This window comes from Georgenia wutianyii, assembly GCF_006349365.1.
Taxonomy (GTDB): Bacteria; Actinomycetota; Actinomycetes; order Actinomycetales; family Actinomycetaceae; genus Oceanitalea; species Oceanitalea wutianyii.
In genome coordinates, this window is record NZ_CP040899.1 from 1,548,574 (window position 1) to 1,563,856 (window position 15,283).

Sequence of the window (15,283 nt, forward strand, 5' to 3'; positions counted from 1 at the left end):
AGGTGCTGGGCGGCGAGCCGACCACGAGCGGGTGGTTCCTGTTCGAGGTCGACGGCGTCGAGATCGGCACGTTCCGGGAGGTCCGTGGCCTGGAGCTCACCGTCGACGTCGAGACGTACGTCGAGGGCGGGCAGAACGGCTTCGTCCACCGCTTCCCGGGGACGATGCGCTGGCCCAACCTCGTGTTCACCCGCGGGATGGTCGCCTCGGACGCGCTGTTCGCCTGGGTCTCCAGCTCGGCGGGGGAGTCCTTCGCCGCGAACGGCAACCGGCTCGTGCGCAGCACCGGCGCGGTGACGGCGATCAACTACATCGGCGAGCGGCTGCGCGCCTGGGAGTTCGACAACGTGTTCGCCGTGCGCTGGACCGGCCCGGAGTTCAGCGTGGACACCGAGGCCCAGCTCGTCGAGGAGCTGGAGATCGCGCACAACGGCTTCCGGGCGAAGACCTCATGACGGACCCGTTTCCCGCGCCCCGCCACCCGCTGGGCACCGAGGCGGCCCGGCGCTGGCGCCGCCCGGGCCCAGCCGTGCGCTCCCCGCGCTCGGCGCTGCTCGGGCTCCTCGCCTCCGGGGCCACCCGGTTCGCGGCGGGCACCGGACGCCCCGTCGCGGTCCGCCGCATGCTCGCCGGGCCCGACGAGCTGCGCGTCCAGCGGCTCTCCGGCGCCACCGTGCGCCCCCCGCGCTGGTGGCACCCGTCGCCGGAGCCGGTGACACCCGCACTACCCGAGCGCGGCCTGCGTCGTGCCGCCGCACCGGTGCCGGACGAGCGGACGTGGCGGCCGGGCAGCTTCTCGGCCGCGACGGCGCCCAAGGCGGTGCCCATGCGGCTGCCGGCGGAGGTGCAGGCGGCCGGCCGGATGATCACCAGCCTGGACACCCGGCGCCGCTCGGCACCGCCCCGACGGGCGCCCGACCCGGGGAACCCCACGGGGACCGGTCCCACGTCGCAGGCACCCGGTGCCGCGACCGGCGCCCCCGATCCGGCGACCGCGACGTCACCAGCCACCCGGCCCACCGGCGCGACCCTGCCGGGGGCCGCCGGCACCGGCTCGCGCGTGGACAGCCGTCCCGCCCGCACCGCCCACTACGTGCGCCGCCGCGCGCTCGCCTCGGCGGCCGCCCGCGGGGCCGGCGTGCCCGTGACCACCCCGTCCTCCGTCGCCGTGCCCACCCCGTCCTCCACCACCGGACCCACCCCGTCCACCACCCCCGGGTCCGGCCGCAACCGCGCCGCCGTGTCCGCCCACAGGGCGGCGGCGCTCCCCGGCCGAGCGGCCACGGCGCACCGGGGAGGCCTCCTCCCGAGGACGCGCCAGCCCGGCGCACACCGGCAGCTCGCTGTGCAGCGCGGAGCGGGCCGGTGGCCCGCCGAGGTGGCACGCGAGGTGGCCGGCGTCGCCACCCCGGCCGGGGAGCTCCCGCCGGGTGTCGCGCCGCTGCGCCGTGCGGTGGCCACATCGGCGAGCCTGAGCCCGCGCGTTGCTGCCGGTGCCGTCGTGCGGCACGCCGGTGCGCCCCGTGCCGCGACGGTCGCGGCGCCCTCCAGCTCCGTCCCCGGCGTGTCCCCACCCGCCGGGGACGGGCCCACCCGACCGGCCGCACCCGGCCGGCCCTCCAGCTCCGTCCCCGGCGTGTCCCCACCCGCCGGGGACGGGCCCACCCGACCGGCCGCACCCGGCCGGCCCTCCAGCTCCGTCCCCGGCGTGTCCCCACCCGCCGGGGACGGGCCCACCCGACCGGCCGCATCCGGCCGGCCCTCCAGCTCCGTCCCCGGCGTGTCCCCACCCGCCGGGGACGGGCCCACCCGACCCGTGGGGCGCACAACCGGCCGTGCCCCGGCGACCGTGCGCCCCGCGGGGCGGACCTCGAGCACTCTCCCCGGTGCGCTCCGAGCCACCGGGCCCGCCCACCCGGCAGGGGGTGCGACCGGGCGTGCCCAGGCATCGGCGCGCCTCGCCCGGACCTCCGTGTCCGCAGTCCCGGCCGTCCCCGGCGCGGCCCGCGTCGACGACCGCGCCGACGTGGCGGTCCCGCGGGCGAGGACCCTCCGGCGCCTGCCGCTCGGCGTGCTGCCCGCAGCTGCCCCCGGCGGACGGACGCGGCCCGCGCACACGACGTCCCAGCGCGCCCTGCGCGTGGGGACCGATGTCACCAGCTCCTCCCAGGCCGCCCGCGCCACCGTGCTCGGCGGCGGACCTGTCGCCCTCACGGCTCCGGCCGCCGCGCTCCGCCCAGGCGCACCGGCGGTCGGTGCCGACGTGGCGGGGCACCGCGCGGCCGTCGCGGCCGGGCCCCTCGGCACGAGCCCCGGCCCGGCGCGGGCAGGACTGCGCCGGCTGCCCTCCAGCGGGCGTCGCACGACACCTGCCCTGACCATGGACACCGCACCGGTCTCCCGCCCCGCCGCCCGGACGACGGCTGCTGCTGCGGCCTCGGCGCACCCGGCCGCCGGTCTGCGGACCGTCCCGACGGCCCAGCCCGTGCCGGCGGGCGCGCTCGGGATCTCCGTGGCGGGCCGTCCCGTCACCGCCCGCGCGCTCGTGCCGGCGAGCGCCGCCGGGACCCCGACGATGTTCCCGCCCTCCACCCCGCTCTACGCCACGCCGCCGTCGCTGTCGGCCCCGGTGCGCCGGCTGCCCGTCTGGCCCGGCGGCGCGACCGCGGGGACGCCCGGCCACCCGGCGACAGGCCCGCAGCGCGCCGACGCAGCGCACCGGCCGTCCGCGCCCCCGGGCGCCACGGTGCGCGGGAGAGGGCCGACGACCGCACCGGCTGCCCACGGCTCCGCTGCCCCCGCGCCGGCCGCCCACCGCGCTGCTCCCACCGCGCCGGCCGCCCACCGGGCCGCTCCCACCGCGCCGGCCGCTCCCACCGCGCCAGCCGCGCACGCCCCTGTTGTCCATGCCTCCGCGCCGGCCACCGTGGGCGCGCGACGCCGTCGGCCGGCCCCCGCGCCGCGCAGCACCCGGGCCTCCGCCGTCGCGGGGCGCGCCGTGCTGCCCCAGGCCACGGCAGGTCCTCGCATCGTGCGCCGCCTCCTCGCCCCGGCCACACCGGGTCCTCCGGCCCCGGCGCCGGCCACGCCACCCGCGCTGCCCGCCACGTTCGCCGCGCTCAGGGACCACGAGTCCGTGAGCCCCGCCCCACCCACGGAAGGACCGGCCATGAGCCTCCTCGGTCACCACCCGACCCGCCCGGCCGCCCCGCCGGCGGTGCCACCGACGGCCCTCGCCTTCCGCCGCGACCAGCCGACCGGCGCGCACACCGTCACGGACCTCGACCACCTCGTCGACCTCGTCGCCGAGCGGGTGGAGGAGCGCGTCGTCGCCGAGCTCGAGCGCCGTGGCCGCCACGGCAGCGTGGGGGTGTTCTGATGGCCACCGAGAAGGCGTTCCTCGAGCTCGAGGGCGGCGAGCGGCTGCCCTGCCTGTTCAACCCGGCCCAGCTCGCCATCTCCCGCTCCAACGACTGGACCGGCGAGGCGCTGCCCGGCCGGGGCGTGCCCCGGCTGCGCTACGCCGGCGCCCAGCCCGGCTGGATGCACCTCGAGCTGTTCTTCGACACCACCCACGACGGTTCCGCCGTCACCCGGTACACCGGCAGGATCCTCGCCCTCATGGACGTCGACCCCACCCTGCCGGGCTCGGACGAGACGACGAGCAACGCCCGCCCGCCGTACGTCACGTTCCACTGGGGTGACCTGCACTCCTTCAAGGCCGTCGTCGCCGACCTGTCCATGGCCTTCACCTACTTCGCCTCCAACGGCACCCCGCTGCGCGCGACCGTCGCGCTGACGCTGCGCCAGTACGAGCCCTCGCAGGCCTTCGGCCCGCAGAACCCCACCTCCGGCACACCCGACCCGCACCGCACCCACCGCGTCCGGCCGGGGGAGACGCTCGACCGGATCGCCGCCACCTACTACGGCGACGCCACCTCCTGGCGCCGGCTGGCCCTGGCGAACGGCGTCCAGGACCCCCTCGCCCTCCGGGCCGGCACCGTCCTGTCGATCCCGAGGGCCGACGCATGAGCGTCCTCACCCAGTCACCGTCCGCCGGGCTGGCGCTCAGCCCCGTCGTCAAGGTCGACGGCAGCCCTCTGCCCGCCCGCTGGACCGCAGCCCTGCTCGAGCTGCGGGCGACCCTCGCGCTGCGCACCGTGGGGCGCTGCACCCTGCGCTTCGCCGACCCCGGCTACGAGCTCACCGGTGAACGGCGCCTGGCGGTCGGGGCGCAGGTGAGTCTCTCGGCGCGCGCCGTGCCCGCCCGCAGCCCGCTCACCGAGATCTTCACCGGCACGGTGACCTCGGCCGGCGTCGAGCAGCGGGCAGGCCGCAGCGCCGAGCTCGTGGCCGTCGTCGAGGACGCCGCCTTCCGGCTGTCGCGCACCTCGCGTGCCCAGACCTACCTCGACCGCACCTACGCCGACGTCGTCGAGACCCTCGCGAGGGGGGCGGGGGTCGCCGTGAGGGCCGACCAGACGAGCAAGGTCCACCCCTACCTCCTCCAGGCGGACACCGACCTCGCCTTCATCGACGAGCTCGCCCGCCGCATCGGCTGGGAGTGGGTCGTGGACCGCGGCACCCTGCGGTTCTGGCGGTCCTGGACCGGGTCGGGCCGCACCGGCACCATCGGACCGGACGTGCGCCTCGCCCTGGGGGACACGCTGGAGGAGCTCGCGGCCGGGGTGTCCTCCGACGCCCCCACCGAGGTCACGGTCCGTGGCTGGGACCCGGTCAAGCAGGAGCACATCACCGCGACGGCGGCCCTCGACCGTGCCTCCGTGCCGCGCGGTCTCGCCGACGCGTTCAGGGTCGACGAGGCGACGCCCGCCTCGCGCCTGTGGTCGGTCGACAGCCCCCTCGACGGCACGGACGCCGCCGCCATCGCCGAGTCGCGCGCCAACGCGACGGGCACCGTCTCCGCCAAGGGCCGATGCACCGTCACCCCCGAGCTGCGCCCCGGAGTCCTCGCCGACATCACCGGGGTCGGCCCCGCCAACGGGCGCTACTACGTCCAGGAGGTCGAGCACGTCTACCGGCCGGGCGGCTTCCACACCCGGTTCACCGCGGGGGACCGGCGGCCGGTCCACCTGGCCGACGTCGCCCGCGCGGGCGCGTCGAGCTTCGCCCACGCGGGGCTCGTCATCGGGACCGTCACCGACATCCGCGACGAGGACGGGCTCGGCCGGGTCAAGGTGCAGTACTCGGCGATGTCGGACGCCGTGACCTCCACCTGGGCGCGCGTCGCCGCGGTGGGTGCCGGCGCGGACCGCGGCATCGTCCTCACCCCGGAGGTCGGGGACGAGGTGCTCGTCGGCTTCGAGGGCGGCGACGCGCGCCGCGCCGTCGTCCTGGGCGGCCTGCACGGGAAGAGGGGGGCCGTCCCGCCCGGAGTGATCGAGGACGGCACGGTCGTCAACCGGCGCCTCACCTCGCGGCTCGGCCACGTCGTCGAGCTCGGCGACGGCAGGGACGCCAAGGGCCAGCACGTCCTCCTCGCGCTCCAGGACACCAGCCACCGGATCCGCCTCGGCAAGGACCGCGCCGACGTCGAGGTCCCGAGCGGCGTGCCCCTCACGGTGCGCTCGGGCGACAGCACGATCGACATGGACGGCAAGGGCAACCTCACGCTGTCCGGCGTGACGATCACCCTCAAGGCCACCCAGGGCATCGAGCTGTCCGGGGCGAGCGTCGAGGTCAAGGCCAGCGCGAAGGCCGCCGTCTCGGCTGCCGACGTCGAGGTCAAGGGCAGCGTGACGGCCGCGCTGCAGGGCGGGACCACCGCGACGATCAAGGGCGGGATGGTGCAGATCAACTGATGACCGGACACGGTACCGACTTCATCGGCAGAGGCTTCGGCTGGCCGCTGCGGGTCGACCACACCGGAGCGATCCGGCTCACCGAGGGCGCGGAGGATCTCGAGCGCTCGATCCGCATGGTGCTGCTCACCGCCCCGGGCGAGCGGCTCATGCGGCCCCAGTTCGGCTGCCGGATCTGGGACCTGCTGTTCGAGCCGGTCAACGCCAACCTCCTCGGCCTCGTCTCCCAGGCCGTGCGCGACGCACTCGCCCAGTGGGAGCCGCGCGTGGAGGTCGAGGACGTGCGCCCCGTCCAGGACGACACCGACTCCGCCCTCGTGCGGATCGAGATCACCTACCGGGTCAAGGCCACCAACGACCGCCGCAACCTCGTCTACCCCTTCTACGTCATCCCCCGCGAGGAATCCTGATGCCGCTGCCCCCGCCGAACCTCGACGACCGCTCCTTCCAGGACATCGTCGACGAGACGAAGCGCCTCATCCCCCGGTTCACGCCCGAGTGGACCAACCACAACGTCTCCGACCCGGGCGTCGCGCTCATCGAGCTGTTCGCCTGGATGAGCGAGATGGTGCTCTTCCGCGTCAACCAGGTGCCCGACAAGCTGCTCGTCCACTTCCTCAACCTCGTCGGCATCGAGCAGTTCCCGCCCACCGTGGCCCGGGCCGACCTCACCTTCTGGCTCTCCGCCCCCGCCGAGCAGTCCGTCCACGTCCCCGCCGGGACGCAGGTCTCCACCGTCGGCACCGCGGAGACCGACGCCGTCGTCTTCGCCACCGTGGACGAGGCGGTGGTCTCGGCCCCCCGGCTGCGGGCGGTCCACACCTGCCGCGCCGGGCAGGAGCAGACGACCGACGGGTGGGACGACCTCACCTACCCGGGCTCCTCGCTCACCGCGTTCACCTCCGTCCCGCTGGCCCCGGGTGACGCCACCTACCTCGGCTTCGCCGAGCCGCTGGCCGGCCTCGTCGTGCGGCTGTCGGTCGCCGCGACGGCGGAAGGGGTCGGGGTGGACCCGCTCAACCCGCCGCTCGCGTGGGAGGTGTGGGGCGGGGAGGCATGGCTGCCGGTCCGGGTCCACGTCGACACCACCGGTGGCCTCAACCGCGACGGCGACGTCGTCCTGCGCGTCCCGGCCGCCCACGAGCCGCTCACGCTGGGCGGGGAGGCCGCGCACTGGCTGCGCGCCCGCCTCCTGCACCCCGTGCCCGGTCAGCCGACGTACCAGGCCTCCCCGCGCATCAGGTCGCTGTCCGCGCACGCCGTCGGCGTCACCGTGCCGGCCGAGCACGCCCAGGCGATGGCGCGTGAGTCCCTCGGCCGGTCGGTCGGGGTGCCCGCCCAGTCCTTCCGGCTGTCGGCCGCGCCGGTCGCCCGCCGCCGGGAGGGCGAGGAGGTCCGGGTCATCGACCACACGGGTGTCACCGAGTGGACCGAGGTCGAGGACTTCGCCGCGTCCGGCCCCACGGACCGGCACGTCGTGTGGGACTCGGCGTCGGGCGAGGTGCGCTTCGGCCCGCGGGTGCGCCACCCCGACGGCACCGTGCGGCAGCACGGCGCGATCCCGCCCGACGGTGCGGAGGTCGTCGTCACCGGTTACCGGCACGGGGGAGGGGCCGTCGGCAACGTCGGCGCCGGCACGCTCACCGCGCTGCGCTCCACGGTCCCCTTCGTCTCGAGCGTCGAGAACCTCGCCCCCGCCACCGGAGGCGTCGACGGCGAGAGCGTCGAGGAGGCCAAGGTGCGCGGGCCGCTGTCCCTGCGCACCGGCGAGCGCGCGGTCACCGCGCGCGACTACGAGCGGCTCACCCGCGAGACCTCCGTCGAGGTGGCCCGCGCCCGCTGCCTCCCGGCCCGGGGGACGGGGGCCGTGCGGGTCCTCGTCGTGCCGCAGGTGCGCACCTCGCCGCTCACCCACCGGATCGACGACTACGCCCTGGACCGCCGCCTGTACGAGCAGATCGCCGCCGTGCTCGACGAGCGCCGTCCCGTCGGCGTCGCCGTCGAGGTCGGCACCCCCTACTACCAGGGGGCCAGCGTCGCGGCGCTCGTGCGGGCGCTGCCCGGCCGGCCCGCGGCGCTCGTGAGCCAGCGGGTGAGCGACGCCGTCGCGCGCTTCGTCAACCCGCTCACCGGCGGGCCCGACGGCACCGGGTGGCCCTTCGACACCGACCTGTCGGCCGTGACGGTCGCCCAGCTGGTCGAGTCCGTCGAGGGTGTCGAGCGGGTCGAGGAGATGGTCCTCTTCGAGTACGACCTGCGCACGGGCCGGCGTCTCGGTGTCGGCCGCGACGCCCTGCGGCTGGACCCCCACTCGCTGTTCCTCTCCGCGAAGCACCAGGTCGTGGTGCGGTGAGCACCGACCACTGGCTGTTGCGGCAGCTGCCCTCGGGCATGCTCACCGACGACTTCTTCGTCCGCTTCGCCTCGATCTTCCAGGAGCAGGCCGGCACCCTCCTCGCCCACGCGCACAACCTCCCGCACCTGGCCGACCCGTCGGTGACGCCGGCCGGCATGCTGCGCTGGACGGCGTCGTGGATCGGGCTGTCCGGGGTCGACGGCGACCAGCCCGAGGAGTGGCAGCGCCGGTACGTCGCGGGCTGCGCCCGGGTGCTCGCCTGGCGCGGCACGCGGCGCGGGCTCACCGGGTTCCTCGAGCTCCTCAGCGACGGCCCCGCGCTCGTGCGCGACGGCGGCGGGGTGTGGCGGGAGGACGGCGCCCCCGACGACACCTGCTGGGTGGTCATGGAGGTCGCCTCGACCGGGCTGCTCGAGGAGGCCGACTTCGTCCGGCTGGTGCTCGACGAGGTGCCCGCCCACGTCCGCGCCGAGCTGTGGGTGGCCGGGCGGCAGGTCTTCCCCGACGACGCGCCGGCGACCGCGCCGGCCCGGCACCGCGCCGCCGTGGGCGGGCGAGGGAGTGAGGAGCAGTGACGACGACGACCCCCGGCCCCACCGGCCAGGTCGCGCCCGAGACCGCGGTGGTGCGACAGTCGGTGCTGCCCGCCGCGGGCAGCACCGAGACCGGCCCGGCGACGCCCGCCGCGGCGAGCCTCAGCTGCCCCGAGTGCGGGACGACGGCCGAGGTCGTGCTCTCGCGCCGCGCCGCCGAGGACTTCTGCCGCGCGTGCGACTACCCGCTGTTCTGGGCGCGGCCCGAGCACGCCGTGCTCGAGGAGGCGCCGTCGGGTGACGACGCGCGCCGGCGCCTGCCCGGCTCGCTCGGCACGACCCGCCTGGCCACCGTGCCCTGCCCGCACTGCGTCGAGCTCAACCTCCCCGGCGCCGAGCTGTGCCTACGGTGCGGCTCGACGATGACGCCGCCGCCCGCGCCGGTCCCGCTGCCGGCGCCGCTGCCCGAGCCCGTGCCCGAGCCCGTCGTGGAGGAGCCCCCTGCGGCGCCCGTGCGCTTCCCGTGGTGGTGGCTCGCCTCCGTCGGCCTCCTCGTCGGCGCCGTCGTCGTGGCGGCCCGCCTGCTCTGACCGGGCCCACCGAGGCGTCAGGGCTCCGCCAGGACCGTGAAGGGCACCGGGGAGGACGTGCTCGGGGCGCGGCCGGGGTCCCGCGGGAAGAGCTGGGCGTAGGCGCTGTAGGTCCCGGGCGCCGCCGTCCACGTGAGGCCGACGGACCCGGAGGCGTCGGCCTCGAGCACCGTGCCGGCAGGCCCGGTGACGACGACGCGTACGACGCCCGGGACGTCCGGGGTCACCGTGAAGGTCACGGAGCCGGCGCCGGCTGCCGCGGAGAGCGCGACGCTCGACGGCGCCGTCCCCGGGTCGGCCGCGAGGACGAACGCCGAGGCCGCCGTCGCCGAGGGCGCGAAGCCCGTGGCGCCGGAGTACGTCGCGGAGAACTCGTGGATCCCGGCGGTGAGGCCGGGGACGACGGCGGTGGCCGTGCCCGAGGTGAGCGCGACGGGCCCCAGCGCCCGGCCGTTGTGGACGAACGTCACCGTCCCGCCCGCCGCCGGCGGGGAGGATGCCACCCGGGCGGTGAGGGTGACGGACCCGCCGGTGGTCACCGTGGCGCGGTCGGCCGCGACCGTCGTCGTCGTGACGGCGGGCAGGACGACCGGGGTGTCGCTCGTCAGCCGGAAGGCGGCGACGGCCTCGGAGGCCGGGCCGGTCGCGTCGACCTCGACGGTCTGGCTGGCGAGGGTCCAGCCCGGCACGGCGGTGGCCGTGACGGTGTAGCGGCTCCCGGCGGGCAGGTACACCGACTCCTGCGTCCCGCCCACGCCGACGCTGAGCTCGGTGCCGGGCGTGTCCCCGGTCGAGCGGACGGTCACCCCGAGGGTGGCCGGGGGCTCCGGCCCGTCGGCCGTCGCCGAGACCCGCAGGCGGACCTCGCGGACGTCGATCGTCGCCGTCGTGCCCGAGACGCTCGCCCGGTGCGTGCCGAGGTGGCCCACCGGGCCGGAGGCGACCGCCTCCCAGTCCGGTCCTCCGCCGCTCACCGGGGGGACCTGGTTGAAGACCGTGCGGTAGGTGCCGTCGGCGGCCCGGGCGACGGGCTGCGGGGCGAGGGAGCCGGCCGGGCCGCCGGGCGGCTCCAGGCGCACGAGCATGCCGGTCAGGTCGAAGCCGTTGACCGAGCGCACCGTCACCTCGACCTGCCGGGCGGCGGCGTACAGGACGATGTCCACGGTGAGGACCTGCCCGCGCTCGACCTTCACCGACCGGCTCGCGGCCGGGCCGAAGGAGGGGTGCTCGGCGGTGAGGACGTACTCGCCGTCGGGGACGCCGTCGAAGGTGAACCGGCCCGCCCCGGCGCCGCTGCTCCCGGTCTCCACCGTCTCGGTGTCGCCCGATGCGGACTGGAGCGTGACCGTGGCCCCGCCGACCGGTGCGGCGGCCCCACCGCCGGCCTGGCCCATGATCGTGCCCGTCACCGTGTTGCGCCGGGAGGCGATGGACAGGCTCACCGACGTCGCCTCACCGCTCGCGGGGACGGTGATCGTCGTGACGAGCGGGGCGTAGTCGCCGCCGGTCAGGCTCACCGTGTAGACGCCCGGGACGACGTCGGCGAAGTAGTACCGGCCGTCGGGGGAGTCGAGGTCGGCCCCGGTGTACCGCCGCGAGCCCTGGAGGAGGGTGACGCTCAGGCCCTCGACCAGGCCGTCGGCGGCGGCGTCGGGGTCGTAGACGTCGACGTAGACGTCCACCGGGAGCGGCGCCAGGGCGACGTCGAGGGGCGCGGGGGAGGAGCCCCCCGAGACGAGCACCTCGACCCGGTTGGGCTGGGAGGCGCCCGTGTCGCTCACGTACCCGGGGGCCGCGAAGGTGAGCACCCAGGGCTGGTCGGACTCGCGCAGCCCCTCGCGGGAGTCGGTGCCCGTGATGCGGAACGAGCCCGTCGTGTCCGTCGTGGCGAGGAACGGCTCGCCGCCGTCGGGTGGCCGGGCGCTCACCGTCACGCCCGCGAGCGAATCGCCGCCGGTGCTCCGCACGGTGCCGGAGATGGTGCCCAGGCGCCGGACCTCCACGGGGACCGGCTCGGCCTGTGCCGGGGCCACGGTGATGGTCGAGACCGTGAACTCGTGCCCGGCGGCCTGGACGTAGACCTCGTAGGTGCCCGGTGCCACGGGACCGAAGTTCACCCGGTTGGTGCCGACCACCGCCCGGGCGGTCCGGTCGCCCTCCTGGGGGCGCATGAGCGTGACGACCGGGTCGAGCACCCGGGTGCACCCTCCGGCGGCGCACGAGCCGGTCTGCACCACCTCGACGACGAGCTGGCCGTACTGCGCGAGCGAGACCGTGATGCTCACGGGGTCGGTCACGCCCTCGCCGCGCGGGGCGACGAGCACCTGCACGGGGTTGGTCTCGTAGCCGCCCAGCTCGGGGGTGATCGTGTAGAGACCGGGCCGGATGAGCGTGCCCCGGCCGTACTCGCCGGGGACCGCGAAGGGCTGGGCGAGGTCGTCGTGCCAGACGTAGGTCGTGGCCGCGCCGGAGCCGTTCGTCGCGACCCGGGCGCGCTGGGCACCGGGCGGCGCCTGCGTGACCGTGAGCGCGAGGTTGGCGCGGTCGGCGTCCGCGACGCCGTCGACGAGGATCTCGACCGGCCGGCCGAGCGGCTCGAGCTCGAGTGTCACGGCGGGCTCGGTGATCGCCACGTCGGTCAGGCTCAGCGGGGCGTAGCGTCCGAGCGGGTCCTCGACGGTGATCGAGACGCGGTCGCTGACGAAGGTCATCCGGCCGGTCGGGTCGCCCGGGACGTCGGGAGAGCCGTCCTCCGCCACCACCTCGAACTGGCCCGCCGCGCCGGTGGTCATCGTCACCGTCTCGCGGACCGGGACGAGGCCCGAGTAGCCGGTGATGCCGTTGACGGAGACGGACACACCCTCCACCGGCGGTGTGCCGCCCGCCCCGAGGTTGGTGAAGACCGCCCCGTCGACCGCGTAGCCGGTGCCGCCCGTGAGGACGAGCTGGCGGGTGACCTCCTGGTTGAGCCCCACGGTGAGCACCGGCGTGGCCCCCGTGTAGGTACGGCCGCTGCCCGGCGGCGTGTAGGCGACCTCGAGGCGGTAGCTGCCCGGCGTGAGGTGGGTGAGGCCGGCCAGCCCGGTGGGGCCGGTGGTCACCGCGTCCGGGGTGTCGCCGGCGAGGCGCACCGGCGTGACCGCGGCACCGGCCGCCGGCTCCAGGACGCCGCCACCGCGGTCGTAGAGCACGGTGAGGTCGACGCGGCCCAGGCGGTTGAGCGTGGCGTCGTACCGGCGCAGCTCGCCCGGCTCCAGCACGAGACTCACCGCGGCCACCGGCAGGTACTCGCTGCCGTCAGGGGGCCGCACGGCCACCGACCAGGGGCCCGAGCTCAGCTGCTCGAGGGTGTAGGACCCGTTCGTGGCCAGGCCGGCGCAACGCGCCCCGGTGGGGACCGTGGCCCCGGAGACCGTGCACACACCGCCGGAGTCGACCGTGCAGTCGGCGTCGGCGGCGGCGCCGGTGCCGGGGACGGCGAGGACGCAGGTGCCGTCGGGGACCATGCCGACCCGCGTGGAGACGACACCCGTGACGGACGGCGAGCGGTAGAGGGCCACGGGGTTGGCCTGGACCGTCTCGCCCATGGGTACCTGGACGGTCACCCGCCCCGGCTCGTAGCCCGGGGCCGAGACGTCGACCTGGTACAAGCCCGGCAGCAGCCCCGGCTGGTCCGCCGGCGGCAGGGTGTAGGGCAGGTCCGGCGCCACGGTCACCGTGACGGTGCGGGTGGTGCCGTCGAGGGTCTGCGCGCGGGTCGTCACGGTGACGACGCAGTCCTCCGGATCCGTCCCGGCCGGGCACTCGATCTGGCCGTTCGTGCTCGCGTCGGACACCGCACCCTGGACGCGGGCCGTGTCGAGCAGGCCCTCGTCGGCCACCGGGGTGAGGACGAGGTCGGCCGACGCCGCCCCGCCCGCCGCGACGGTGACCGGGGCGAGACCGGTGAGGTGGCCGAAGAGCTCGGCCTGCAGCACGTAGTCGCCGGGGGCGATGCCGTTGAACCGGAAGGAGCCGCGCGCGTCGGACGCGCTCATCGTCTTGTACGTGCCGGAGTCCCCGCGCAGGGTGAGGCCGGCGCCACCCAGGCCGACGCCGTCGGGGGTGGCGACGGTGCCCTGGACGACCCCGGAGGAGACGCCGAGGCGCACGTCGACGGTCGTCGCGGCGCCGTGGCCGAGCTCCACCTCGCGGGTGTGGGACGCGTACCCGTCCCCGGTGACGGTGACGGTGTACCGCCCGGGCACCGGCAGGTCGGCGAGGACGTACCGCCCGGAGAGGTCGCCGGTGGTGGTGGAGGCGGTGCGGGTGGTGGTGCCGTCGGTGGCGGTCACCGTGATCCCGCCGAGCCCGCCGACGGCGCCGAGGGAGTCGGGGCCGGTGACGACGCCGGTGAGGGTGCTGACGGCGGTGTCCAGCGCGAGGTCCACGCGCTCGGCGCCCGCTGCCGCGAGCGGGACGAGCGCGGCCTCGGTGCCGAGCCCGTTGCCGCTGGCGGTGACGAGGTAGGTGCTCGGGGTGGACAGGCCCTCGACGGCCCAGGCGCCGACGTCGCCGGTCGTGTTCGTGCTGGTCGTGATGGTGGTCGTGCCGTCGGTGATGGTGATGTCCACGCCGCCGACGGGGTGGCCGCCGGGGCCAGTGGTGGTGCCGGAGAGCCGGCCCGCGCCGGCCACGAGCTCGACCTCGAGCCCGGCGGCGGCCTCGGCGCCGGACATGACGAAGCGCTGGGTCTGGTAGCCCGGCTTGGACAGGGTGATGAGGTAGTTCTGGGTTGCGGGCAGGCCGGCGAAGGCCCAGGTGCCGTCCTCGTGGGTGGAGGTGCTGCGGGTGGCGTCCAGCGGCTCGGTCCGTGTGACGGGCAGGGCGCCCGAGGGCACCTTGCCGGCCGGGTCCGCCGGGGGCCGGGCAGCGCGGAAGAGGCGGACGGAGGTGCCGAGCGGCCCGCCGCCGGTCGCACCCGCGGCACCCGCCGGCGGGGCGCCGGTCGTGGCCGGGACGGTGCCGGTCTGCTGGTCGAGCAGCGACGCGGGGGCGATGTCGACGCGCACCCCGGCGGGGTCGGAGCCGGTGACCGTGCCGCCGATGCGCACGCCCTCGGGGGCCCCGGCCCCGTCGTCAAGCAGGTCGTCCGCCCCGCCGTCGCCGGTGCCCGTCGCGCCGTCGCCGCCGACGTCGTCCCCGGTGCCCCCGGCGACGACGTCGGCCTGGTCGGGGCCGGCGACCTGCTCGGCGACCCACGGCACGCCGAGGCCGAGGGCGCCGGCCCACACGGCCAGCGCCGTGACGACGGAGAGCACCCGCAGGACCCCGGACGTGAGCAGGGGGCGCGAGGTCAGCGTGCCGTGGACGCGGGCCGGCGCCTGGCGCCCGCGCGCGGTCACGGTGAACGCGAGCCGGTTGTGGTGCCCGACGACGCGCGGGCGCCGGACGGACAGCCGCGCCGGCACCCGGACGGTGCCGTGCGCCGGGACGGTGACGTGCCGGCGGTCGAGGTGCAGGCTCAGCCCGCGCTCGGTCGTGCCGCCCATCTCCAGCGGGACGGGGACGTCGCCGCCGTTGGCGACGACGACGGAGACGGTGCGGCGGCGCACGGCGCGCGTCTCGGCGGGCTCGACGCTGAGCACGACCTCGCTCGGGGCGTCGACGCGCAGGGTGCCCTCCGTGACCGTCCGCGCGGTGGGCCGCCCGCCCGGCCGGTGGGCCTCGACCGCGAGCGCGAACGGGTAGTCGCCGGGGACGGCGCCCGCACCGACCGGGACGGCGAGCTCGACGGTGACAGTCGCGTCGGAGGCCACGTCGGCCACACGGACGGGCGCGGGGAGCCAGTCGATCCCGAGCGCGGTCACCGTGAGGTCGCGCGGACCGTCGGCGAGGTTGCGCACGTGGACCCGCACGGTGGCGGCCTGCCCGGCGGGCGCGTGCGCGCCGGGCACGACCGTGACGGTCGGGGCGCTGGTGGGGAGGTAGGTGCTCAACGGT

Annotated in this window: 9 protein-coding genes; 8 read left to right on the forward strand and 1 reads right to left on the reverse strand. The window is 76.8% G+C overall.

Going from position 1 to position 15,283, the window contains the following annotated elements; all coding sequences use genetic code 11:
- Positions 1 to 2 precede the first annotated feature (2 nt).
- Genes FE251_RS06890 through FE251_RS06930 form a run of 8 tightly spaced genes read left to right on the forward strand, consistent with a single transcriptional unit; the run spans position 3 to position 9,301 of the window.
- Entirely contained in the window at positions 3 to 455 is a 453-nt protein-coding gene (locus tag FE251_RS06890) for a phage tail protein (protein ID WP_230976575.1), read from the forward strand.
- Positions 452 to 3,379 carry a hypothetical protein gene (locus FE251_RS15480; RefSeq protein ID WP_168202671.1) on the forward strand — a complete coding sequence of 976 codons (2,928 nt, stop codon included), beginning with the start codon at positions 452 to 454 and terminating at the stop codon, positions 3,377 to 3,379. Before FE251_RS06890 ends, FE251_RS15480 begins: the two co-directional genes overlap by 4 nt.
- Positions 3,379 to 4,032 (forward strand): CIS tube protein, encoded by a 654-nt coding sequence (locus FE251_RS06905; protein WP_168202672.1) that lies wholly within the window; start codon positions 3,379 to 3,381, stop codon positions 4,030 to 4,032. Before FE251_RS15480 ends, FE251_RS06905 begins: the two co-directional genes overlap by 1 nt.
- The gene (locus FE251_RS06910) at positions 4,029 to 5,822 is read left to right on the forward strand and encodes a phage baseplate assembly protein V (protein WP_139948346.1); all 1,794 of its coding nucleotides are present in this window, start codon (positions 4,029 to 4,031) and stop codon (positions 5,820 to 5,822) included. Before FE251_RS06905 ends, FE251_RS06910 begins: the two co-directional genes overlap by 4 nt.
- On the forward strand, positions 5,822 to 6,232 hold the full coding sequence (locus tag FE251_RS06915) for a GPW/gp25 family protein (protein WP_139071041.1): 411 nt from the start codon (positions 5,822 to 5,824) through the stop codon (positions 6,230 to 6,232). The genes FE251_RS06910 and FE251_RS06915 overlap by 1 nt, the downstream gene beginning before the upstream one ends.
- Complete coding sequence (locus FE251_RS06920; RefSeq protein WP_139948347.1) at positions 6,232 to 8,175, forward strand: putative baseplate assembly protein; 1,944 nt, start codon at positions 6,232 to 6,234, stop codon at positions 8,173 to 8,175. Before FE251_RS06915 ends, FE251_RS06920 begins: the two co-directional genes overlap by 1 nt.
- Complete coding sequence (locus FE251_RS06925; protein WP_230976576.1) at positions 8,172 to 8,753, forward strand: phage tail protein; 582 nt, start codon at positions 8,172 to 8,174, stop codon at positions 8,751 to 8,753. Before FE251_RS06920 ends, FE251_RS06925 begins: the two co-directional genes overlap by 4 nt.
- Positions 8,750 to 9,301 carry a hypothetical protein gene (locus tag FE251_RS06930; protein WP_139948348.1) on the forward strand — a complete coding sequence of 184 codons (552 nt, stop codon included), beginning with the start codon at positions 8,750 to 8,752 and terminating at the stop codon, positions 9,299 to 9,301. The genes FE251_RS06925 and FE251_RS06930 overlap by 4 nt, the downstream gene beginning before the upstream one ends.
- Positions 9,302 to 9,318: 17 nt before the next feature.
- Here the strand turns inward: FE251_RS06930 and FE251_RS06935 are convergent, their stop codons facing one another.
- Entirely contained in the window at positions 9,319 to 15,279 is a 5,961-nt protein-coding gene (locus FE251_RS06935; protein ID WP_139948349.1) for a carboxypeptidase regulatory-like domain-containing protein, read from the reverse strand.
- Between the last annotated feature and the right edge of the window lie 4 nt (positions 15,280 to 15,283).